This window comes from Moheibacter stercoris, assembly GCF_040545805.1.
GTDB lineage: Bacteria > Bacteroidota > Bacteroidia > Flavobacteriales > Weeksellaceae > Moheibacter > Moheibacter stercoris.
Genome location: NZ_JBEPMO010000018.1, coordinates 1 through 21,704, shown reverse-complemented (window position 1 = coordinate 21,704; position 21,704 = coordinate 1). Strand labels below are relative to the sequence as shown.

General features: G+C 34.6%; 26 protein-coding genes. 5 read left to right on the top strand and 21 right to left on the bottom strand.

The genetic code is table 11. The features are described from left to right. The first annotated feature begins 116 nt into the window (after positions 1-116). Positions 117-1,268 (top strand): FAD-dependent monooxygenase, encoded by a 1,152-nt coding sequence (locus tag ABID46_RS11565; protein ID WP_354510256.1) that lies wholly within the window; start codon positions 117-119, stop codon positions 1,266-1,268. A gap of 6 nt (positions 1,269-1,274) precedes the next feature. On the opposite strand, the gene ABID46_RS11560 is transcribed toward ABID46_RS11565, so the two are convergent. After that, entirely contained in the window at positions 1,275-2,165 is an 891-nt protein-coding gene (locus tag ABID46_RS11560; protein WP_354510254.1) for a DUF6268 family outer membrane beta-barrel protein, read from the bottom strand. An 84-nt stretch (positions 2,166-2,249) separates the two neighbouring features. On the opposite strand from ABID46_RS11560, the gene pepE reads away from it, so the two are divergent. Together pepE and ABID46_RS11550 are read left to right on the top strand one after the other, a co-directional pair. Continuing rightward, positions 2,250-2,960, top strand: coding sequence for a dipeptidase PepE (gene pepE / locus ABID46_RS11555; RefSeq protein WP_354510252.1), 711 nt, complete (start codon positions 2,250-2,252; stop codon positions 2,958-2,960). 32 nt (positions 2,961-2,992) lie between these two features. Further along, positions 2,993-3,934, top strand: coding sequence for a hypothetical protein (locus ABID46_RS11550; protein ID WP_354510250.1), 942 nt, complete (start codon positions 2,993-2,995; stop codon positions 3,932-3,934). A gap of 29 nt (positions 3,935-3,963) precedes the next feature. Here the strand turns inward: ABID46_RS11550 and ABID46_RS11545 are convergent, their stop codons facing one another. The 5 genes from ABID46_RS11545 to ABID46_RS11525 all read right to left on the bottom strand — a co-directional run bounded on the left by ABID46_RS11545 (position 3,964) and on the right by ABID46_RS11525 (position 8,137). Next, positions 3,964-4,314 (bottom strand): hypothetical protein, encoded by a 351-nt coding sequence (locus ABID46_RS11545; protein WP_354510248.1) that lies wholly within the window; start codon positions 4,312-4,314, stop codon positions 3,964-3,966. Positions 4,315-4,410: 96 nt separating this feature from the next. Next, positions 4,411-5,742, bottom strand: a complete 1,332-nt coding sequence (gene nhaA, locus ABID46_RS11540; protein ID WP_354510246.1) for a Na+/H+ antiporter NhaA — start codon at positions 5,740-5,742, stop codon at positions 4,411-4,413. Positions 5,743-5,811: 69 nt separating this feature from the next. Next, entirely contained in the window at positions 5,812-6,363 is a 552-nt protein-coding gene (locus tag ABID46_RS11535; RefSeq protein WP_354510244.1) for a DUF4256 domain-containing protein, read from the bottom strand. 52 nt (positions 6,364-6,415) lie between these two features. Continuing rightward, positions 6,416-7,354, bottom strand: coding sequence for a hypothetical protein (locus tag ABID46_RS11530; RefSeq protein WP_354510242.1), 939 nt, complete (start codon positions 7,352-7,354; stop codon positions 6,416-6,418). Between the two features lie 42 nt (positions 7,355-7,396). Further along, on the bottom strand, positions 7,397-8,137 hold the full coding sequence (locus tag ABID46_RS11525) for a hypothetical protein (RefSeq protein WP_354510240.1): 741 nt from the start codon (positions 8,135-8,137) through the stop codon (positions 7,397-7,399). Positions 8,138-8,319: 182 nt separating this feature from the next. On the opposite strand from ABID46_RS11525, the gene ABID46_RS11520 reads away from it, so the two are divergent. Next, complete coding sequence (locus tag ABID46_RS11520) at positions 8,320-9,870, top strand: serine hydrolase (RefSeq protein ID WP_354510238.1); 1,551 nt, start codon at positions 8,320-8,322, stop codon at positions 9,868-9,870. Positions 9,871-9,872: 2 nt separating this feature from the next. On the opposite strand, the gene ABID46_RS11515 is transcribed toward ABID46_RS11520, so the two are convergent. The 10 genes from ABID46_RS11515 to ABID46_RS11470 all read right to left on the bottom strand — a co-directional run bounded on the left by ABID46_RS11515 (position 9,873) and on the right by ABID46_RS11470 (position 15,243). Then, positions 9,873-10,289 carry an arsenate reductase ArsC gene (locus tag ABID46_RS11515; protein WP_354510236.1) on the bottom strand — a complete coding sequence of 139 codons (417 nt, stop codon included), beginning with the start codon at positions 10,287-10,289 and terminating at the stop codon, positions 9,873-9,875. A gap of 9 nt (positions 10,290-10,298) precedes the next feature. Further along, a complete protein-coding gene (locus tag ABID46_RS11510) occupies positions 10,299-10,769 on the bottom strand; it encodes a DUF6428 family protein (protein WP_354510234.1) in 471 nt (156 codons plus the stop codon). A gap of 16 nt (positions 10,770-10,785) precedes the next feature. Further along, positions 10,786-11,127: an ArsR/SmtB family transcription factor gene (locus ABID46_RS11505; RefSeq protein ID WP_354510232.1), complete on the bottom strand. Its 342-nt coding sequence runs from the start codon at positions 11,125-11,127 to the stop codon at positions 10,786-10,788. A 128-nt stretch (positions 11,128-11,255) separates the two neighbouring features. Then, positions 11,256-11,813: a hypothetical protein gene (locus ABID46_RS11500; protein ID WP_354510230.1), complete on the bottom strand. Its 558-nt coding sequence runs from the start codon at positions 11,811-11,813 to the stop codon at positions 11,256-11,258. 212 nt (positions 11,814-12,025) lie between these two features. Next, entirely contained in the window at positions 12,026-12,463 is a 438-nt protein-coding gene (locus tag ABID46_RS11495) for a nuclear transport factor 2 family protein (protein WP_354510228.1), read from the bottom strand. Position 12,464: 1 nt separating this feature from the next. Continuing rightward, entirely contained in the window at positions 12,465-12,815 is a 351-nt protein-coding gene (locus tag ABID46_RS11490; protein ID WP_354510226.1) for a hypothetical protein, read from the bottom strand. Positions 12,816-12,888: 73 nt separating this feature from the next. After that, positions 12,889-13,644: an SDR family oxidoreductase gene (locus ABID46_RS11485; RefSeq protein WP_354510224.1), complete on the bottom strand. Its 756-nt coding sequence runs from the start codon at positions 13,642-13,644 to the stop codon at positions 12,889-12,891. Between the two features lie 77 nt (positions 13,645-13,721). Continuing rightward, positions 13,722-14,099, bottom strand: coding sequence for a helix-turn-helix domain-containing protein (locus ABID46_RS11480; RefSeq protein ID WP_354510222.1), 378 nt, complete (start codon positions 14,097-14,099; stop codon positions 13,722-13,724). 110 nt (positions 14,100-14,209) lie between these two features. Then, entirely contained in the window at positions 14,210-14,647 is a 438-nt protein-coding gene (locus tag ABID46_RS11475; protein WP_354510220.1) for a carboxymuconolactone decarboxylase family protein, read from the bottom strand. A 152-nt stretch (positions 14,648-14,799) separates the two neighbouring features. Continuing rightward, positions 14,800-15,243 (bottom strand): hypothetical protein, encoded by a 444-nt coding sequence (locus tag ABID46_RS11470; RefSeq protein WP_354510219.1) that lies wholly within the window; start codon positions 15,241-15,243, stop codon positions 14,800-14,802. Between the two features lie 269 nt (positions 15,244-15,512). Between ABID46_RS11470 and ABID46_RS11465 the strand changes: the two genes are divergently transcribed. Further along, complete coding sequence (locus ABID46_RS11465; RefSeq protein WP_354510217.1) at positions 15,513-15,824, top strand: transposase; 312 nt, start codon at positions 15,513-15,515, stop codon at positions 15,822-15,824. Positions 15,825-15,927: 103 nt separating this feature from the next. On the opposite strand, the gene ABID46_RS11460 is transcribed toward ABID46_RS11465, so the two are convergent. The 5 genes from ABID46_RS11460 to ABID46_RS11440 form a co-directional block, all read right to left on the bottom strand. Further along, positions 15,928-16,902, bottom strand: a complete 975-nt coding sequence (locus ABID46_RS11460; protein WP_354510215.1) for a Fic family protein — start codon at positions 16,900-16,902, stop codon at positions 15,928-15,930. Between the two features lie 619 nt (positions 16,903-17,521). After that, positions 17,522-18,004 carry a GNAT family N-acetyltransferase gene (locus ABID46_RS11455; protein WP_354510213.1) on the bottom strand — a complete coding sequence of 161 codons (483 nt, stop codon included), beginning with the start codon at positions 18,002-18,004 and terminating at the stop codon, positions 17,522-17,524. A 580-nt stretch (positions 18,005-18,584) separates the two neighbouring features. Further along, entirely contained in the window at positions 18,585-19,244 is a 660-nt protein-coding gene (locus ABID46_RS11450) for a hypothetical protein (protein ID WP_354510211.1), read from the bottom strand. A 218-nt stretch (positions 19,245-19,462) separates the two neighbouring features. Beyond that, positions 19,463-20,452 carry a hypothetical protein gene (locus ABID46_RS11445; protein ID WP_354510209.1) on the bottom strand — a complete coding sequence of 330 codons (990 nt, stop codon included), beginning with the start codon at positions 20,450-20,452 and terminating at the stop codon, positions 19,463-19,465. A gap of 326 nt (positions 20,453-20,778) precedes the next feature. Beyond that, entirely contained in the window at positions 20,779-21,489 is a 711-nt protein-coding gene (locus tag ABID46_RS11440) for an SIMPL domain-containing protein (protein WP_354510207.1), read from the bottom strand. Positions 21,490-21,704 lie beyond the last annotated feature (215 nt).

Below are 21,704 nucleotides of genomic sequence, written 5' to 3'. Positions count from 1 at the left end.
AAATTGTTCTTAAACAAACTGAAACTATAATTAGAAATAATTTTATTTTTTGGATAAATTGGATTACCTAAGAAACATCATAGATAATCATCGATTTAAGAAGTATTTTCGTTGAGATGAAATCGAACCTAAAAATAGGAATTGTAGGAGCAGGAATCGCAGGATTAACAGCTGGAATCATGTTGCGAAATTTAGGTTTTCAGGTGGTGGTTTTTGAGGCGGCAGAGAAGGTGAGAGGAATTGGTGCCGGAATTGGACTGGCTTCCAATGCCATGAAAGGCTTTGAATTGTTAGGATTAGAAAATCAAGTAAAAGAAATTTCCAACCATTTGACGCAGTTTCAACTTGTTGATTCACAAGAAAAAATCATCCACAAAACAGCTACAGACCGAATCAAACAAAACTATGATACCGATAATTTTGTGGTTCATCGGGCTGAATTGCATCAACTATTGGTGAAAGAATTGGGTGAGAATTTGATTTTGACCGATAAAAAAATCATTCAATTTGAACAAAATAATGAAAATGTTAGGCTTTATTTTCAAGACGGTTCTCATTCTGATTTTGACTTTGTGATTGCGGCTGATGGCGTGAATTCTACTTTGAGACAAAGTTTGATTCCAAATTCAGAACCACGTTATGCTGGCTATTGGTGTTGGCGTTCGGTCGTTAAGTGGGAAAAAATGCAACTTCATGAAGGAACGGAAGTTTGGGGAACGAAAGGTCGATTTGGAATTTCGCCTTTGACTGAAAATCGGATTTATTGGTATGCATGCATCAATTCCAACTTAAAAGATGGAATTCCAGAATTCAGTTTAGAAGAATTAAAAAATCGGTTTGACTCTTATTTTCCAATGATTCGGGAATTGTTGGATTTGAGTAATGAAAAGGAATTGATCAGCACACCAATCGTCGACATCAAACCGATTTCGATATTTCATTTCAATCGAATCTTATTACTCGGAGATGCTGCCCATGCAACCACGCCCAATATGGGTCAAGGTGCTTGTATGGCAATAGAAGATGTGGCGGTTTTACAAGAAGAATTGAAACAACATGATTGGCAAAAGGCTTGTTCCAATTTTGAAAAACGTCGATTGGCTCGAACCCAATACATCATCGATAAGTCTGAGATGGCTGGAAAAGTGGCACAATTGGACAATCCAATTTTAGCACTTGCTAGAAACCAAATGATCCGATTGCTTCCTGACTCCATCGTTCATGGTCAAATGAAGCGTTTGTTGGAAGAAGATTTTATGAAAATTTAATTCAACTTAAGGTTGATTTTTTAATCGCATACTCACGCCAACATTGGCATAAAATCCTCCTTTTAAATTATTTTTTTCAAATTCGGGCAAAACTTCAAAATCAGCATCCAGCATATGGTATTTTCCAGGAATTGCATAGCCAGCTTTGGCATTGAACCAGAAATTTTTGAAAAAATTATACCCAATCGTTGGCGCAATGGTAGTGTTTTGAATCGCTAAATAATTCGGAGAATCATCCATATTGAAGCGATCTACGTGAAATAATCCTGCTTCTAGATTGACGCTAAGTCCATATTCAAATTTCTCGGTTGGCGTCATTAAGAAATAAAAAAAACTTGGAATGATGGTATACACACGGAAATCTTCGCCTTGGTATTGCAAAAATGCCAAGGGAATCACCAAGTTCTTTTTGGCTTCGTTGTTATAGCTAATTCCTAAACCGTAAGTTAAATTTGGATTTTTGGGAGCTGTGCGTAAACCCAACATATGGACACTCGGAAATAAATCGCGTTTCCCAAACTCCTCTTTGAAATCGGTTCGAGCATTTAATCTCGGAGCTAAAATCGCTTCCCAATTCTCTGAAATTTTATGTCGAACGATGAATCCCAAACGGATGTCGTGCAATTGTTCTGGGAAAATCTCTTCTGGTAAATCTTCCGTTCCATAAGAATTGGATTTGTAATTCAAATTGGTGAAGATTTCAGTTGTTTCGCCAATTTTAATTCCAGGAAGAAATAAATTGGCTTCGATTTGACTATAAGTCGAACTTCCGTCAAAATTTTTCATATCTCGACTAGGAAAGAAATTGTAGTTTATATACAATGGATCGTTGTTGGTTTGCGCAAAGATTCCTAGTTGAATGAAGCTGAAAGCAGTTAGAAGCGATTTTTTCCACATAAAATTTAGGTCTATGGAGACGAAACTACAAAAAAGTTTGAAATTTGCAGAAAAGAAACCTTCATTTAACGACAAGTTTAGTGTATGAACATCCATCCGAATTATCGAATTTTAGCAGCTAGTACAAGTACCATTCATGGAAGCGGTTATTTAGAATATATTTTAGAAGAAGCCGTTGAATTTTTGAATGCTTCGGAAATTTTGTTCATTCCCTACGCTAGGCCATCTGGATTGAGTTATGAAGAATATACCCTTGCGCCCCAAAAAGCATTTGCGCAAAAAGGAGTGGAAGTGAGAGGAATTCATGAATTTGAGAATCCGAAAGCGGCTATTCAAAATGCACAAGCCATTTTTGTCGGAGGTGGAAATACTTTTTTGTTAGTGAAAACTTTGTACGAATTGGATTTAATGGAAACTTTGAAAACTGTCGTCGCAAACGGAACACCGTACATGGGCAGTAGTGCAGGAAGCAATTTAACGGGAATGACCATTGGAACCACCAACGATATGCCCATTGTTTATCCGCCAAGTTTTGATGCCTTAGGATTTTTGCCTTTCAATATCAATCCGCATTATTTAGATCCAGATCCGAATTCGACGCATAAAGGAGAAACAAGAGAAATGCGTATTCAAGAATTTCATCATTTCAACGATCAAGCAGTTTTGGGCTTACGAGAAGGTAGTTGGCTAGAGGTTCAAAATGGTGAAATCAACCTCAAAGGATCATTGACTGCAAGATTATTTGAGAAAGGAAAATCTCCTATTGAAATTGCGCCAGGCCAAGTCATTTTTTAGAAAAATTTCCTATATTTCATAAAAATTAAGAAATGAAATATTTATTCTCATTCATTTTCATCTTAGCATTTAGTTGTTTGCCTACAAACTTGAAAGCACAAACATGGGATGAGCCATGGCAAAAAGAAATAATAGAACAATCAGATTATTTGGTATTGGGAAAAATTACCGCCAATTCGGGAGAGGAAATGTCCTTGTATATTTTGGAAAACATTGGAGGAAACATTCGCGAAGCCAATGTGATCATTGATGGATATTTTTTATTCCGTCCAACTGGAGTTTCGGATAAGGCGCCTAATTTTAGTTTGAAAAAGGACCAATTGTATTATTTGTTTCTTAAGAAAAATGACAAAGGGAATTATAGTTTGCCAACACCGACAGCAGGTTTCGCAGCCTTAGACGAAGATCATTTTGTAGAAGCAACTTATAGACATAGTTATCACAAAGCGATTTTACCACAAGACATTTACGAATTCACCTATAAAAATATCTGGAATTACATCAAAAATAAAAAATTTGACAGACGACAAGTCAATGATTTTGTGGATTATTATTTAGCCTTGGATCCTGCAGGATTTTCAGAAAATGAAATTGAAAATTTTTACCATCAACATGCTGCGATGGAAACCGCTTATTTGGTGGATTTATCAGTAAAATTTGAAGACTTGGAAAAGTTCGTTACTTCTGAGAATTTTCATTTAAGAGTTTCGGCGATACAATTATTGGGAAATGATAAATCCAAAAATTCCAAAAACTATTTGATAGATTCACAACTAAGTGAATTGCACACAAATTTTGAGAAAGTATTAGCAATTTGGGCTCTGAAAAAGATTGGAGATGAGAAATACATCCAACAATTAAAGTTGATGTCAGAGGAATTATCTCCAGAAAGAATGGGATTTGGAGGAAAGCAATCCGACCCTCGAAGCGGTACAATTTTTCCCAGCCCCAAAGAGGCCGTGGAAAAGCTGTAGCCTAGAAATTTAATTTATAATGCTTAAATTTAGGATTCAGTTTTGACAACCAGTAAGTTGCCATCATCCAGAATTTTGTATCCAATATCGTATAAAAAACGATATTCTGCCCCGTTTTTGTAAGATTTAACTTGCGTAAAGTAGTCGTAATCAAAGCCTTCTGACGTGATTTTGTCTTGTTTGATTTTGATTTTGCCATCCACAAATTTTAGATCTGCTAAAATTTTATAATTGTTACGAAGTTTCTTATGAATGGTTTTCATAAGAGCTGAAGAATCTCGATTCAGCTTGTTGTTGTACGTGTTTCGGCAACCATCATTACAGAATTTTTTGTCTGAACGTCCAATGATCTTGTCGCCACATTCTAAGCAATTTGCCATAATATTAGGATAAGTAAGTTTGGACTACAAATCTACAAAAAAAATCAATAAAATACAAATTGAAAATGTAGAATGCCCTAATAATCAGTATGTTAATTATTTAATTACTTTATTTCGTTTCAGAAGTAAAAATCCCAATATCCCTCCAATTAGGGATGCGGCAAAAATTCCAATTTTGGCTTGGGTAACGTATTCGGAATGCGTGAATGCTAGTGAAGTGACAAACAAAGACATGGTGAAACCAATGGAAGCTAAAAGTGATAAACCCAATAGGTTTTGATGTGTCATTCCAGCTGGAAATGGAGCGATTTTAAGTTTCGCAGCTATCCATGTAAAGCCAAATACACCCACAACTTTTCCCACCAATAAACCTAAGGCTACACCAAGCGCAACATGGGTGTTGAAAATTTGGTCCATTTCGATGTCCAAAAAGGAAACTCCTGCATTGGCCAAAGCAAAAATGGGCAATACAAAAAAGGTCACGAACGGATGCATGGCATGTTCCAATTGTTGCAAACTCGGGATGGCTTTCTGGGTATCGGATTTGATATGATCTAGAATATGCAATTGATCGTTGGTCAAAGTTGGGATTTGATCATTGGGATCAATTCCTTGAAATTTCTTCAAATGATTTTGAATTTTTTGCACATAGGTATTTTCTTTCAAACGTACATCAGCTGGAATGGTAAATGCAGCCAAAACCGCCGCAATCGTTGCATGAACTCCTGATAAAAGGAAACAAGTCCAAACTCCTAAAATTCCGAATATCGCATAAAATAGATTCGAACGAACGCCCAATTTATTTCCTGCATACATAATGGCTAAAAATGAAAAACCTAATCCTAAACTGGTCATGGAAATTTCAGAGGTATAGAAAAAAGCAATGACCAAAACGGCTCCTAAATCATCGACAATAGCCAAAGCCGTTAAAAAAACTTTCAAGGAAAGAGGAATTCGATCTCCTAATAAATACAAAACGCCCAAGGCAAAAGCAATATCGGTTGCCATCGGAATTCCCCAACCAGCACTTACTTCTCCGACTGGATTCAAAGAAATATAAATCAATGCGGGAACAATCATTCCCCCAAGAGCAGCTATAATGGGCAAAAGAGCTTTTCGAGGATTTGCCAATTCACCTGCAATAATTTCTCGTTTTAATTCCAATCCCACGACGAAAAAGAATATCGCCATTAATCCATCATTGATCCAATGGTGCAGATTGAAATTGAAATAGGTTTCGCCATCCCATAAAAATCCCAGTTTGTGTTCAAAAAAATGGTGATAGCTTTCTGCCCATGGTGAATTTGCCAAAAATAAGGCCAATACTACACTGATTCCCAAGACCAAGCCACCCGATTTTTCTTGTTGGATGAACTTTTGAAAAGGAGTTGTGATTTTATCGATCGGATATTTTTTTGTGGTAGACATTGTTTTTCGCTTTGAAATTAAAACGAACAAAACTACAAAAAACGAAATGGATAAGCCCTAATTTGACTGTTAATCAATTTTTATTTTTCCACGAAAGCCACGAGATCCATAATAGGAATCGGCTCCGTTATGGTAAATAAAAGTTCGTCCAAATCGATGGTCACCAAACAAAGCTCCCCCTAATTTTCTGAGTTCTTTTGGCGTTTCGATCCATGAGGAGGTTTTTTCATCAAAAGGACCGAATCTCTGCCATTCCAAATAATCGTTTTCGGTCAATAGTTCCACGCCGATATTGGCAGCCTCTGCCTCAACTGTTGAGCTGGGTTTGTGTTGTTTTCTTTTCTCCCATGCATCTTGATCATAGCACAAACTTCTTCTGTCTTTGGGAGATTCTTTGGAACAGTCGACAAAGTATAGGTTTTTGCCCAATGCGATGATATCGGGTTCGCCTCCAGTCATTTCCATTTTGGTTACAACTTGGAGAAGTTTTGGATTGGAATTTAAGGATTTTTCAATTTTGGACCATTCAATTTTTGGATGACGATTGGGATGGTCTTGGAATCGTTTTTCTAGAATTGAAAGGATTTCCTTGGGTTGAAGTTGATTCATTTCTGAGCTCATGGTTGAATTTTTTATTGAATTTTCAGATTTCTCAACCCTAAAATTATAAAATTTATTTCCAAAATTCCCACCAAGATTTATCGGTCTGAACGGTTTTATCGATTAAGGTAATTGGGCGTAAAGCTTGGATCAATTCCATCATTTGTGTGTTTTCCGTTGAACTGATTTGCACTTTTTGCATTCGAACGAAAGCATTGTAGGCGTTCATTGGGATTCGTTCTTGCAGCAATGCTTCCAAAGTTGGATTTAAAGCAATCGCTTGTTTCAAATAATAGAAATTCCTATGAAAAATGTTTTCGCCTGCTTCGTAATTATTGGGATGATGGAAGATTTGGAGTTTTTGTTCTTGTGCGAACCGAATCATCCGATTGAACAATTCCAATAGTTCTTCTTGGGAATAATCGGTTTTTAGCTTTTCGTGGTTCAGCAGAATGGAAAAGTCGAATTTATCGAATTCTTTTTTGGGCGATTCGGAAGTTGTGGTTTTGGTATTTTCTGGTTTTCGGATGAGTTGAAAACGATGCACAATCCCATTGGGATCGATATCCCAAAAGGATTCCCCGAAAACTTCTTCAAATTGCGCCCAAATCAGTTCTGCGGTGTCTATTTCTTCTTCTTCTTCGATGGGAAGTAAATTTCCTTCGTCGATGCTTCGTTCTCCTTCAAATTCTAGGATCGTTCGTTTGGATTTCGCATTTTCGGTATAATTCAAATAGGAAATCATACTAATTTCCGAATGGGCGAAGGTCAAAATCTGAAAATCGGGATGTTTGTAAGATTCACTCACCGATAAATCTTCGTGACAAAAGACCAAGGTCCCCAATTCACCAAAATACACATCGATCAATTCCTCTTCCAAATAGGATTGAGAAGCGGTTTCAAAATCAATTTCCTCTTCCAGAACTAGTTCAAATCCCAGAATGTCGGATAGTTTTTCTACTTCATTTTGAAGGTTTTCATTGATGGCTAGGGCAGAAATGTTGAGGCTCATGTTTTATGTATATTCAGAACTGCAAATTTACTAATAATGCTTTCAGAAATTGTATGAATTGGATTCTATCAAAATTCCTGAAAATAAATATTGGTATTTCTTTGTGGAATCACCAATAAAGAATTGCGTGTTGATAGAATCATATTCTAAATAAAAACCTTCTGAATTGATTTCATCCAGAATTTGGTCATTCATAAAGACATTGTTTTTATCTGTTGCAAATTTATCAAAAGCATCTTCGCCTGTTAAAGAAGAAGTTACATTAGGTTTGTTTTCGAATTGATGTATTTGGAAAGATTTAGCATCTACATTTTTCATTACCACACCTTTGAAATAAATACTGTCTTTGTTGGAAATATACTGTTCTCCTAAATACACAAAATCATCGACATTAAATTTTCCAATGATATAGTCTTCAAAATAACAATAACATCCGTACTTTCTTGAATTGGCACAAATAGAAGTACCAATAGGATGAAAAAAATAGTATTTGTCTTTGGCATATTCGGTTCCACTTAGAATCCAAAAATCCTTCGCAGTTGCGTCAATGGGTTTATTTTTGATATTTCTAGATCCTAAATAAATATGATCATTGTAGCGAAAATAGTTACGATAGCCTTCTCCTTCCTTTAATTGAAACCAATTCGGATTTTTATCCCACTCTTCCTGTTCTTCGATTTCCACAATAGGAATAATAGAATGGAATTGGTCAACATTAAATTTTTCCTTTTGACAACTTAGTAAAGTAAGGAAACCTATGAATAAAAGAATATGAATACGCATAATTGGTTGAGATTTAAGATTTAAATTTAGGCTCCCCATATTCAGTACAGTTCAAAAATACTAATTTGGACATAATTTTAGGTTAAATTTACTTTGAATCCCAATCCAGAAAGGCTTCCGTCGCTTGAAAATAAAAAATTCTTCCTATTTTAGGCAGCAAATTGAATTTAATACCGCATAAGATGATGAATTTCTCTACATCCAAAAGGTTTTTGGTCGCTTTTGTTTTTTTAGTCTCTCTTTCTCTTTTGGCGCAAAATGCCTTGCCCAAAGATTTCGATCAATGGTTGGAAAATAGCCGCAACGACTGGAAAATTCCGGGAATGGCGGTTGGTGTTGTGCAAGATGGAAAAGTCATTTATGCCCAAGGTTTTGGTGAAAAACAATTGGGGAAAGGCGATAAAGTGGATGAAAACACGGTGTTCAGCATCGCTTCGGTGAGTAAAAATATGACGGCAGCGGCTTTGGGGATTTTGGTGGACGAAGGCAAAATTTCTTGGGACGATAAAATCACGAAGCATATACCTTGGTTTCAGTTCAGAGATCCTTGGGCAACGAAAGAATTGACGATTCGTGATGCCTTGATTCATCGTGTTGGATTGGGCAGAATCTTGGGCAATCGTTTGCAATTTATGACCAAAAGTTCGCGCGATGAAGTTTTGAAACAAGTTCGTTATATGGATTTTGAGGAACCTTTTCGTTCGGGATATGTGTACAGTAATGTGATGTATTCTTTGGCGGGACAAGTAATTGAATATACCGAAGGCCGAACTTGGGACCAGTTTTTACAAGAACGTTTGTTTCAACCGCTTGGGATGAATCGCACCACAACGACGATTGCCGAATTGGAAAAACAATCCAATGTCGCTTTTCCGCATCAGGAAATCGATGGAAAAATCGTTCCGATTCCGAGAAGAAATTGGGACAATGCGGGTCCGGCGGGTGGCGTGAATTCTTCGATTTCGGATTTGAACAAATGGATGTTGATGCAATTGGGAACTTCGGGAAGCGTTCAAGACAAAGTCATCATCAGCGAAAAAACAATGAACGAAATTCATCGACCTCAAATTTCGACTGCTTCGTCCAATCCTTTGGCAAGTCAATCGAGTTATGGTTTGGGCTGGCAGATTTTCGATTACAAAGGAAAACGAATTTGGACGCATAGCGGTGCGACAGATGGATTCAATACGTTTATGTTTTTGGTTCCCGAATTGAATTTGGGAATTGTGATGGCAGGAAATGCCTTCAATAGTTTGGGAACGGCAGTTGCCTATCAGGTAATCGATCATCAATTGAATTCAACCGATAAAGATTGGAGCGAAACCATTTTGACGAATTATCAAAATCAATACCAACGTGCGCAAGAAGCAAGAGACGCAATTCACAATGCGCGTGTGAAAAATACCCAACCGAGTTTGAATTTGAACGAATATGTTGGGATATACGAATCTTTGGCGTATGGAAAAGTAGAAGTGAAGCTGGTTGGAAAGGATTTGGTGATGCGCTTTTGGAATGACGAAGATTTGGAAGCGAAATTGGAACATTGGCATTTTGATACTTTCCGTGCGGTTTGGAAAAATCGAGCACAACGTGAAGAATTTATGCAGTTTCACCTGAACAAAATGGGCAAAGTTGATGCTTTGGATTTTGAATTTGTGCTTCGTCCGATGTTGTTACAAGTTGGAGCTTATCCGTCTAATTATACGCATACCGAAAAATTTGAAAAGAAATAATTCTAAAGATTTTCTTCGACGAATTTTTGGCAATAGGATTTGATTAACTCTCTGACCAAACGAAATTCGTGGGCAATTTCCTGTTCCGTTCCTTTTGCTTTGGCGGGATCGGGGAAATTGTAATGAAAAGTTTTGGCTTGGCTAGGGATATAGGGGCAACGTTCTTTGGCGTTGTCACAAACCGTTAGGACAAAATCAAAGGAAATGGATTGATAATCGTCTAGATTATTGGAGGTATGATGACTGATGTCGATTCCGTCTTCCAGCATTGTTTGAATGGCGCGCGGATTCACTCCGTGAGTTTCCACACCTGCGCTGAAAACTTCCGCTTTGTCGCGAGCAAAATATAGAAGATAGCCCTCCGCGATTTGACTTCTACAACTATTTCCGGTGCAAAGCACTAAGATTTTTTTGTTCATTTAATTGGCTTAACAACATCCAGAACTAGGCGAACAACAAGCGGATGCTGTTCCTAAATCTTTCATTTCTACTTTGACTTTTTCGGTAGGCACTCCGCAAGCATCTTCGGCCAAACAAGCGGTCATTTTGTTTTTCAAGATGAAATGTTGTCCGTTGAATTCCAAATCATATTTCCCGATGGTTTCCGATTGGTATTCGACTTCAATTTCCTGGTCTTCGATTCCCAATTTTTCTTCCGAAAGTTTGATGATGTTCAATAATTTGGTAGGTTTCAATCGATGTTCGAAATCATTGGCATTCCACAACTGGAAATTCACTACATTTTCTTTGCGAATCACTCCGCCACAGTCGATGAAATTTTTGGTGATTTGTCCGACTTCGGTTACGTGAAAGTGTTCCGGAACGAAAGTTCCATTTTCCAATTGGAAGGTTAGGTTATCCAAATTGGGTAAGATATTTTTTAATTCTGATAATTTCATTGGATGGTATATTTAGTTATTTGACTTCTGTTTCACAACATTTTTGATTCTGAACGACGGAAATAATTTGACCGAAATAATTCTTCAAAAGTTCAAAGGTTTCGAGATTGATGCAGTAGCAAAGTGAATTTCCTTCGATGCTCCCTTGAATGAGTCCTACTGATTTTAATTCTTTCAAATGCTGGGAAATGGTGGCTTGTGCCAAAGGAAGTTCGTTGACTAAATCGCCACAGATGCATTGATTCACTTTCAATAGGTGTTCAATGATGGCAATTCGAGCTGGATGTCCCAAAGCTTTGGCAATGGCAGCCATTTGATTTTGTTTTTCGGTAAAATGATCGGTTTTGGTAATTCCCATTGTATATTTATATATCGCAATATTACGATAATAGTTTTAAATGATATTAAAAATTTGAAAAATAATTATTCTTAAGAATTGAATGAGATTGGTTTAGTTGAGGAATTTACTGGGTGGTAGAAAGGTTTTTAGTCTTTTACAGTAATTGGAATTTCCGTGAGTTTGCGCATAGGTTTCCATTGGTATTCATATTTTGTTAAGAAGTTGATGCGACGGTAAAAATAAATTTGAACCGCTACATAAGAATGATAGATTCCGCCGTCTTGGAAGATCGAATCGTCCAAAAAATGGTTGAGATTTAGGATTCCTATATCAAGTGGAGGCAGGATTCGAGGACCTGCACCTTCGTAAAAAAATGGAATGATGGTGCTAAGTTCTTTGTTGGTCTTTTTGTCGATATAATTTACCTTAAGAAACATATCGGGCGGCAAATCGCTGGAATTGCTACAGGTTTCGCAAGCATAGGCCAATTTCAATTGAAACTTCAAACTGTCCATATCGGCCAAAACTTCGCTGGATTGATTGAATGGATAGGTTTTATCGTGAAGGAAAACTTGGTAATTTTGGATGGTATAATCGTGTTCGTCCACTTTCAATTGAAAGGAAATATCGAAATTCCATTTCTTCAATTCTTGTGAAAATAGGAGGGATCCTAGAAACAACAGCAATAGCGTTGCATATTTCATGGCAGAGATTTGATGCAAATTAACTAAAAAATATCAGGAAAATACTCAATTACTTATTTACGTATTTTAAAGTATGGGATTGATTTGGTGAATGATACTAATTTGGGCTTAATCTTGGTGAGTAATAACTTATAATTCCTAAATTTTTAAGTGAATAATTCAATTTATACGGCTTAACATTGAAATAATAGAAAAAGATTATTGCACGCGTATTAATAACGCATTCTCCAGCTTGTAATTTGACCATTTTCTACTGTAAATAGAAAGTTGGCTTTGTTGGTATACCCAATGCTTTCATATTGTCCGGTTACCACCACTTCATTTTCACCCTCGATTGTATACTTGGGATTGAGGACTTTTCCTTTTCTATTGATGATATCTGATTCGATCCATTTTTTGGTTTCATCGGGAGATTTCATCGATCCATCTGCACCATAGGCTTGGGTAGCAGTAGGCGCAAATTGCGCACGAATTAATTCTGCATTTTCGGAAGCCATGGCTTCAATAAGATTTTGAACGGGCTCTAAGATGGTTTCGTTATGCATTTCTGAAGAAGTATTTGTTTGAATTGTTTTCGGATTCTCTTGCGCACAAGCTTGAAGCGTTAAGGAAAATAGAATGGCGGGTAAAAGTGGATGGAGAAACTTCATATTAGTTGATTTTGAGCGGATGTTGAAGATAAATAATGAGTAAGTTAAGTATTAAAAACGGTATTTCAATGGCAACACCTTTCAGGTCTTTGTTGGCAATTTGAAAACAAATAATCATCAAAACGCCAGCCGCCATGATAAAATTCCCCCAAATAAAAGTTTTGGGAAATAAAATCATTAAAGAAGCGAGGATCGTAACTGCCCCATTGATCATCACCATATTTTTGGTAAAGTTAAATTTACCAAACATTTCCAACATTTCGTGTTTTCCAAGTAAAATGTTCCATCCGTGTTTCATTCCCATAAAAACAGCGAAAAGAATTAATACTGAGTTGATTATTTTAAGGATCATAGGTTTGTGGTTTTAAAATAAAAAGGCAAACAATAAAATCATTTGCCTTAAAGATAAATTAAAAATCAATTGATTATCGGGTTGTATAACCGCCATTTGCAAAAATAGTTTGTCCGGTAATCCACCAGCCATCTGTTACTAGAAATTCAACCAGTGGAGCAATGTCCTTGATGTCGGTCAAACCACCAAGTGCAGAAGCAGATTTATGGTAAGCCACGGCATCTTCGCTTTCTTGACCATAGAAAAAAGGAGTATCCATAGGTCCAGGCGCAACTCCTGTAACCGAAATTCCTCTGTTTCCAAATTCTTTGGAAGCCATACGTGTAAAGTGTTCAACAGGAGCCTTCGCACCAGCATAGGTGGAATATAAACCTGTGTAAGCAGCTAGTAGCGAAGTGAGAATAGTACAAATTTTCCCGTTATCACTTAAATTTCGACCGGCTTCTTGAATGAAAAAATAGGCTACTTTTGAATTGACTTCAAACATGGTGTCATAATCCTCTTCGGTTGTGTCCAAAAATGGTTTTTTCAAAACCATTCCAACGGTGTTGATGGCAATGTCTATTTTACCAAATTTGGATTTTGTTTCTTCAAAAAGTTTTTTGATGTTCTCCACTTTGGTTAAATCAGCCTTAAATAAAAAGGCTTCTCCACCCATGTTTTGGATGTCTTCTAAGGTTTTTTGAGCGTCAACTTTCGTGCTATCACTGTTGTAATGGATGGCAATTTTCGCGCCTTTTTCAGCGAAATTTCGGCTTAATAATCCTCCTAAATTTTTAGCACCTCCAGCGATGAGAACTACTTTTCCATTTAAATCTTTTTTTGACATAGTATTAATTGATTAGATATTACCTATCAAAATTAGAAATTGGATGTAGGAGTAGTGTGGTGAACTTTTCGGGATTTTTATTTTTTGTTTGCTTTTCTATATTGACCAGGAGTTTGTCCTAAAAATTTTTTAAAAAATTTAGAAAAATTGGAAGGGTTATAGGTTAATTTTCTGGCTATTTCGGCAACGGAATCATCGGTTTGGGTCAGCATTTCTTGGGCATGTTCTAAAATTTTAAAGTCGTAGAAATGGCAGGGGTGATTTCCCGTTTCTTTTTGAACTGTATCGGTCAAATGCTTGTGGGAAAGAAATAATTCAGAAGCAATTTGGTTGATTTCCATGAATTCATCCACCTTTCCAGAAATAACATCTGCAATGTGCTGGTTCAAAAATTGAAAATAGTTTTTTGTTATTTCTTGATTTCTTGAGACGCTATCTGGATTAGAATCTTTCATTATTTTATTGTATTTAGTAAGTTAAAGATGCCAATTTATACTGATTAAATTAGGGTGAACTTTTCGGATTCGAAGGTCATTCACAATTTTTTAATTGATAAATTTTCTTATTAAGAAATCATCTTTTGGGTACTGATGGCAATTCGGTTCCAAGCATTGATGGTGACGATGGCCATAATAATTTCTGCGACATATTTTTCTCCGAATAATTCTAAAGCTTTTTCATAGACATTGTCGGACAAACCTTCTTGGTCGATGAAGGTTATTTGTTCGGTCATTTCCAAAATGATTTGTTCTTTTTCGTCAAATAATTCCGATTCTTTCCAAGCATTGAGTAGAAAGATGCGTTGAGGAGTTTCACCCGCTTTGAGCGCTTCCGTTGTATGCAAATTGATGCAATAGGCACATCCGTTGAGTTGAGAAGCTCGTATTTTGATGAGTTCCCAATGGGTTTTATTCAAATCGGATTTTGCGAGAAAACTTTCCAAGCCAATCATAGCTTTGAAAGCTTCTGGCGCGACCTTTTCTATGTTGATTCGTTTGTTCATTGGTTTTTGTTTTTAGGGATAATTGGACTCAATTTAGACAATCTGATTGAAAATCAAGTATTTTCTACTTTATTTTTTTGAAAAATAAGTTGAAATAGAAGGCAATAATTGAATTTAAAGAGCAATTAAGGAGCTTAATTTTTAGATTAATTTTAATCAAAATGAACCCGAAGGATATTTTTAGTTCGAACAACTTTTCCATCGTATCGACCAGGATTCCAAATTCCGTATTTGTAACGGAGAGTTTCAAAGGCAATTTGGGAAAGTTGCTCTTTGTATTGTTCATACTGAGGATATTGATTGACCCAATTCGAAATTTTTAGATTCGAAACTGCTCCATTTTTTTCAACAATAAAATCTAAATCCAATAATAATGAATTGTGATCGGAAATAATTAGGGGCAAGTTTGTTCTAATTCTAGGCATAATTCCTTCATCTATTAATTCTATTTTTTGACCTAATAAGGAAGGTTTTTCATTGGTTTTAAGGTCATAAATGCTTATCAGGGAATCATTTTCTGTCAAATTTATAACGAATTGATTTTTAGCCTCACTTAAAAGATTTTGGTAATAATTATCGCCAAGTTTTTCCTTCATAATTTGGTTTACATAGCCGCCGTAACAACCATATGTATGTCCTTCGAACTGTAAACACCCAAAATCCTCGAATTGGAATTTAAAATCTTTTTTCTTTGTTAATTCTTTAAATTCCTTAATGTAAGGAACCGATTTGCATCCGAAACATATAGGATAAGTGATGACGCCCTTGAATTCCTCCAAATCTTTTTTTGCTCTGGCAATTGCATTTAAACACATTGTATCTTAAGAAGTTAGATGACAGCATTCACAAACCCTTGTACGATAAGATGCACCAAAAGCTCCTGCAAAACAAATCCTATCACCGCATGTTGGTCAAGCGTCGCAGTTCGACAGTAGAACCGGTTTTAGGAACGCTGATCAACCATCATAACCTCAAACGGCTCAACAGTCGTGGAATGGTACAAGCAAACAAGCATATACTGATGGCAGCCTTGTGCTATAATCTGAAAAAGTACCTGAAATTCACCCGCAAAAATCCGCAAATCATAGCCCTAAAAATGAGCTTCAAGAAAGAGATGTTAGGGTCACTTAAACATCGCCTAAATAGACTTCAACACTTGCGCTATAAGCTATCTTGAAAATCCAACACGCATATACTAAACCATAATAAAGCTCGCTTAAAAGGGCTTAAACGAAGTCAATTATTTTTGTTATCATTGAAATTTTGGAGTTGTGCAATAGTTACCGATGTTGTATGACGTATTTATTTTGCTTGTAAGTTGTCGTCTTCTTATCTCCAAATTTCGATATCAATCCATTTTCTACAGCGTTTTTTAAATCTCGGCTTGCTGTAGCAGAAGAAATATCTTTGAAATAATTCATATAATCCTTTCTGGTAAAATCAGTCGAATAGTTTTCTAAAAAAATCTGAATTCTATCGTAATCTGTCAATTTTTTTGTCGAATTTTTGAGTAAATCAACAAGTGAACTTTCAATAATTTTAAGCATATACTCAATGAACTTTGTAGATTTTCCTTCTTTATCTGAAAGAGATAAAGCTTTATAGTATTCGTTCTGATTTTTTGAAATCAAAGTTTCGAATGGTAAAAACTCAAAAATAGGGTAGTCTTGCATTAAAATTAACGTTTGCCACAATCTTCCCATTCTTCCATTTCCATCTAAAAAAGGATGAATAAACTCCATTTCGTAATGAAAAACACAACTTTTAATTAAAGTTAATTCATTATCATCTTTTAGATATTCAAACAAATCTTTCATCAAAAATGGAACGTTTTCATACGGTGGCGCAATATGCTCAACTTTTGAACCTTTTACAACTCCAACACCTTGTTTTCTATATTTTCCAGGTTCTTGGATTAATTTTCGTAATAACAATTTATGAGCTTTTAGAAAATCCTTTTCACTTTCAGGTTTAAGTTTATTTATATTTTTATAAACATCTAAAGCATTTAGAACTTCAAGAATGTCCTTTTCCGGACCAATAACTCTCTTGTTTTCCAAAATGGCTGTAATTTGTTCTTTAGTTAAGGTGTTACCTTCAATACTTAATGAAGAATGAATAGTTTTAATTTGATTTTGCTTTCTTAATGTCGGATTCGTTTTTATTAAATATTTTGCATTTACTTCGCCAATTTTTAGTGCTATTGAAGTAATATATTTTAAAATTTCTGGTGTTATTTCGTAAGGTGGTTTCATTTTATGATACTATCATTTGATACTATCACAAATTTAAAATTAATACTCGAATTTCAGCGTAAAGTTTGGAAAATATTGCGTGTAACGGTTCTCAGCTATACGCAGGCAGGGATTTTAACCACTGAATCTCCTACGAAGAACTTAACTTTAAATTTACCACTTTCTTGTCCTACGAAGCACGAAACCCCTGCTTACGTATAGGTGATGTTGGCGGTTCGTTTTTATTTCGTTTCTAATATCCATTCATTTACAATTGATATTAAATCATTTTTCCCATTCTCAATTTCTGTGATATTTTTGAACGTTACAATTTCCTTGTCATTTTCTTTTCACATTAGAAGTTTTAACTTTGATTGAATAATATTGTTTTTCGGTTGCTCTTGTTTTTTAGCGCCCCTGGGAAAATTAGCTGAACTTGTTTGGGCGGTTGGATTCTCATAGTTATTCTGTCTTGTTCATTAAAACAATAATTTGGTCCATTTCATTTTATGTTTTTTGATAATCCGCTTGTTGCATTAATAATAATTTCTCTTAGAAGTTCAATCTCCTTTCTTAACGGGTGGTTGAGTTCATTAAGGAATTCGGTTACTTCAATATTCAATGTACTCATATTAAATTTCTAATTTGAGAGTTTATAAATATATTCAACAATTTCTGTTTGACGAGCATTTGCAAATCCTTTATCATCACCTATTTTAGTAAAACCTGCTTTTTCTAAAACTTTTTGCGAACCGAAATTATCAAATGCTACACGTCCGAATAGTGGTCTGTTCGTTTCAATTGTCAGAAAGATTTCGAGAGCATTTGTTGCAATACCTTTTCCCCAAAATTTTTTATCTATCCAATAAGTAATTTCGTTATCTCCAAACATCACAAATTTGGAGATACTTCCCACGATTTCATCATTCATTCTGATGGTCATCATATTTATAGTTGGGTCAGTTAAAAACTTTGAATATTTTTCAATATATGCAACTTTGTCGGTAGGGTCTTTTGGTGTGAATGCCGCTAAATAATTTGCATCAGAGTCAAGCTGGAATTGAAAAAGTGTATTTAAATCATCTTTATCTGTCTTTGATAGTGTGATATTTTTAGTCATCATTTTTAGATTTGTTTATTCATATTATGAATGTAGGTTTTTAGTCTTTAAATGACCGCCAACGTCACGCAGCTTGGCGAAGTAGCGAAGAAAAAGTTCACAAACTTCAAAAATTGCCAAAAACTAAGCAACGCCCTTTTGATTTTTAAATTTAATAAATTGAAAAATAAAAATAGCGATTGCGATAAAAAAAGTTACAAACTTTAAATTTTGCACTTAATCCCGCATTTAGCTTCACTGAACCACTTCGTTAGGTTTTGCCAGGCCGATGTGCATGTTGCACAACTACCATTTATCAAAAACTGATGACAGCCTTGTGCTATAATCTGAAAAAGTACCTGAAATTCACCCGTAAAAATCCGCAAATCATAGCCCTAAAAATGAGCTTCAAGAAAGAGATGTTAGGGTTACTTAAACATCGCCTAAATAGACTTCAACACTTGCACTATAAGCTATCTTGAAAATCCAACACGCATATACTAAACCATAATAAAGCTCGCTTAAAAGGGCTTAAACGATGTCAATTATTTTTGTTATCACTGAAATTTTGGAGTTGTGCAACAGTTAAGTGTGTTAACAGAAGTTATTTTATTTTGACATCTAAAATATTGTCCGGACCTTTTTTGGGATTCTCTAGATAAACTTTTTTCATATCAACGTTTTGAAGCCAATTTGATTGATAAGTTCTTTTGTTTTGTAGAGTATCTTTTGCAATTTCAAAATTCAAACTTTTTATTGTATTACCAGTTCCAATTGATTTACCCCAAAATTTGTTGTTGTCGTAACTCAATAAGTGTTTTTCTAGATTTTTTCCATCAGAGTCGTAAACTTTTGGTTTTGTGTAAGTTTTTTCAAAAGTCCATTTAGTTATGTAACCAATTCCATTCTTATCAATATTTAATTCGTTGTGATTAAGATTTGATAAGGTCAAATTTACTTCACCAGAATAATTTTTTGGAACAATAATTTTCAAAGTAGGAGAGTATAGTTTATAAATCGAAAAACTTAAAATTATAATACAAGAAATTAAAACTCTCTTCAAATAATCAGCCTTTTTGAATATAAATTTTAAAATAAAAGCCAAAATTAAAATTGAAATCAAAACAATTATTAAAATTATAATTGCATAAAACAATCCTGAGAAAAAAAATCCACCAGGCAAATTTCTTAATTGATTTAAAAAACAAATAATTAGAAAAGTTGAAATTATTCCGATAATTACTTTGTCTGCGGACGTTTTCATATAATTGCAGCTAACGGAAAATGAATTGGCGAAGTGGCGGATAAATTGGACAAAATGTTCAATTTAGACGGAACGTAGCCGATGTGTTTTCACAGAAGCTAACTTACAAAAAAAGCTGAATTTGAAACACATTCGGCGGTAAAAAATGTAGAAACTTTCAACTTAGCCGTTACCCGCCATTTTGCAAAACCCTGTTCATGTTATATGCCGTTTTGATTTTAAGGTTTATCTACATAAAAACTTTCAAGATTCATTTCTATAATTTTAGGAAATTCACTTTGAATTTTAGGATAATCGCTTTGATTTAATGTAAACTCGTAACCTAAATTTACATATTCCCTTTGCATTAGAATTATTTTATTGTCGAATTGTCCGCTATTTTTTAGAGGTAAGTAAATGAAAATTGAGTATGGTAAATTTTTAAAACCAAATTCGGCTTGAATATATCTTGTATTTTCACCTCTGTTCAATGTTGAATTAAATGTTCTGACTGATTCAAATTTTGATTTTTTAAGATCTGAAAATATTGATTCAATTATTGGTAAAATTTCTGAATCTCTAAGTGTATTTACGTCTCCTTGAATAGCGAAATATCCAATTTCATTTTTAAACTTAGTTTTCCTTTCTACACCTTCATCAAAATATATTCTAAAGTTAGAAATGTCAGAAACTTTAAAATCAAATTTTTCAATTTTTTTGATAGTTGGTTTAGCATTTCCAGCTGATAGCGGGTTCGTATTCAAGTTAACTCCAACAATTTTATTTGTTCCGTATTTTTTAAGAAAACTAAAAGTCAAAACTTTTTGGTTGTTATCTTTAGGTTTGAAATTGTACATAATATTATTAATAAATATTGTGTCATTTCCATTAAGTGTTGCATTCAACGATGGCAAAATATTGTCATTTCCCATTGGAACACCTTCTTTGCTGAATACTGAGTTTATTTGGTCAACTATTTGAATTATCTGTTGATCAGAAATATTTTTTGCAATGTCTTCAACAATTAATTTTTTGAATTCAGAATAATTCTTATTTTGAATTAATAATACAGCTTTGTCAGTAGTTACACGCATTTCTTCTTCAAGAAGAATCTCATTTTGATAATTACTGATATCATTTTTGTTTTGATTTTCAGTATTTTCTTTAGTTTGACCATCGCAAGAAATAAAGGTCAAACACAAAATTAAAAGGCAGAATATGTTTTTCATCTCGGTTTTATAAAATGGCATATAACGTTTTGGGTATTACTTCGTCAGTTCGCTCCGCTCGTATGCCGAAGGCGGGGAAACGTCAGTTCGACGAAGTCAAATCGAAGCGTCCCGATAGCTATCGGGATCGGTTTTACACCGAGGATAGCCAAAACGAATTTATGAGATAAATTTAAGAAAAAAACGAATATAAATCGAAGATTCACGAATACCTTAATAAAAAATAAATATTAAATGAGTAATTCGTTTTTGGCGGTGATAGAATTACCAACTTTGAATTTAGCACCTTAGCCCCGCTTTTGGCAATACACTGTTGTACGACGTATTTATTTTTCAATTTTAAAATGAACTGTTACTGTAGCGTCAACTCTAATATTATCAAATTTAATGTCTAAATTGGATTCTTCTTTTTCTTTATAACCAATTGAGTTAACACCTCTAATATTTAGACCAGCAACTTGACCGCTAAGATAATTTACAATATTAGTTTCCATATCCGAAATGAATATTGCATCACCAATTTTTTGGTTTAGGGCTTTAGTCATTTCTTCAGCTTGTTTTTTCGCTTTTGCAACAGCTTTCCCTTTTAATTCAATTTTCAATTCTTCAAGTTTTGAATATTCAGTCTTTAGAAGTCTAACATTAGAAATATCATTTTCAGCTAAATCTTTTAATATTTTTCCCGCCACATTTGCGTTATTAACTTCCAAATTGAAATTCTTCGTTTTTTGTACGTCTGTTTTCTTTAAAAAATAGCTTTGGAAGTTGCTAGATAAATCTTTTAAAGTAAGTTGTTTACTAATGTCAATATTGTTCGACTTTAAAACGTTTTCTAATTTTCTTTCCATCTCTTCGATAGAAACTTTTCCTTTCGTATTAGTTTCTGAAAGTGTTATCGATAGCGTTATTATATCAGGTTGAACTTCCGTTGTGAAAGTTGCTTTAGTTTGAACTTGAGGAACTTTTGTAAAATCAATTTCCTGAGAGTAAATAAGAGAATTGATTAATAGAAAAGAAATTAGGAATAAATGTTTCATCGAGGTTTTTGTTTAATATGTCGTACAACGGTTCGGGGCTTTGCGAAGTGGCGGAAAATCGAAGCCGAAAGTTTCGATTTAGACAACACGTAGCAAAAGCCAATTTCTATTTGCTAAATTACAAAAAAAGAGGCTGTCTCAAAAGACAGTCTCTTTTTTATGCTTAATATTTTTTTTTTTGCTTCTTGGATATTAAAATTTCATTTTTCTAGCTT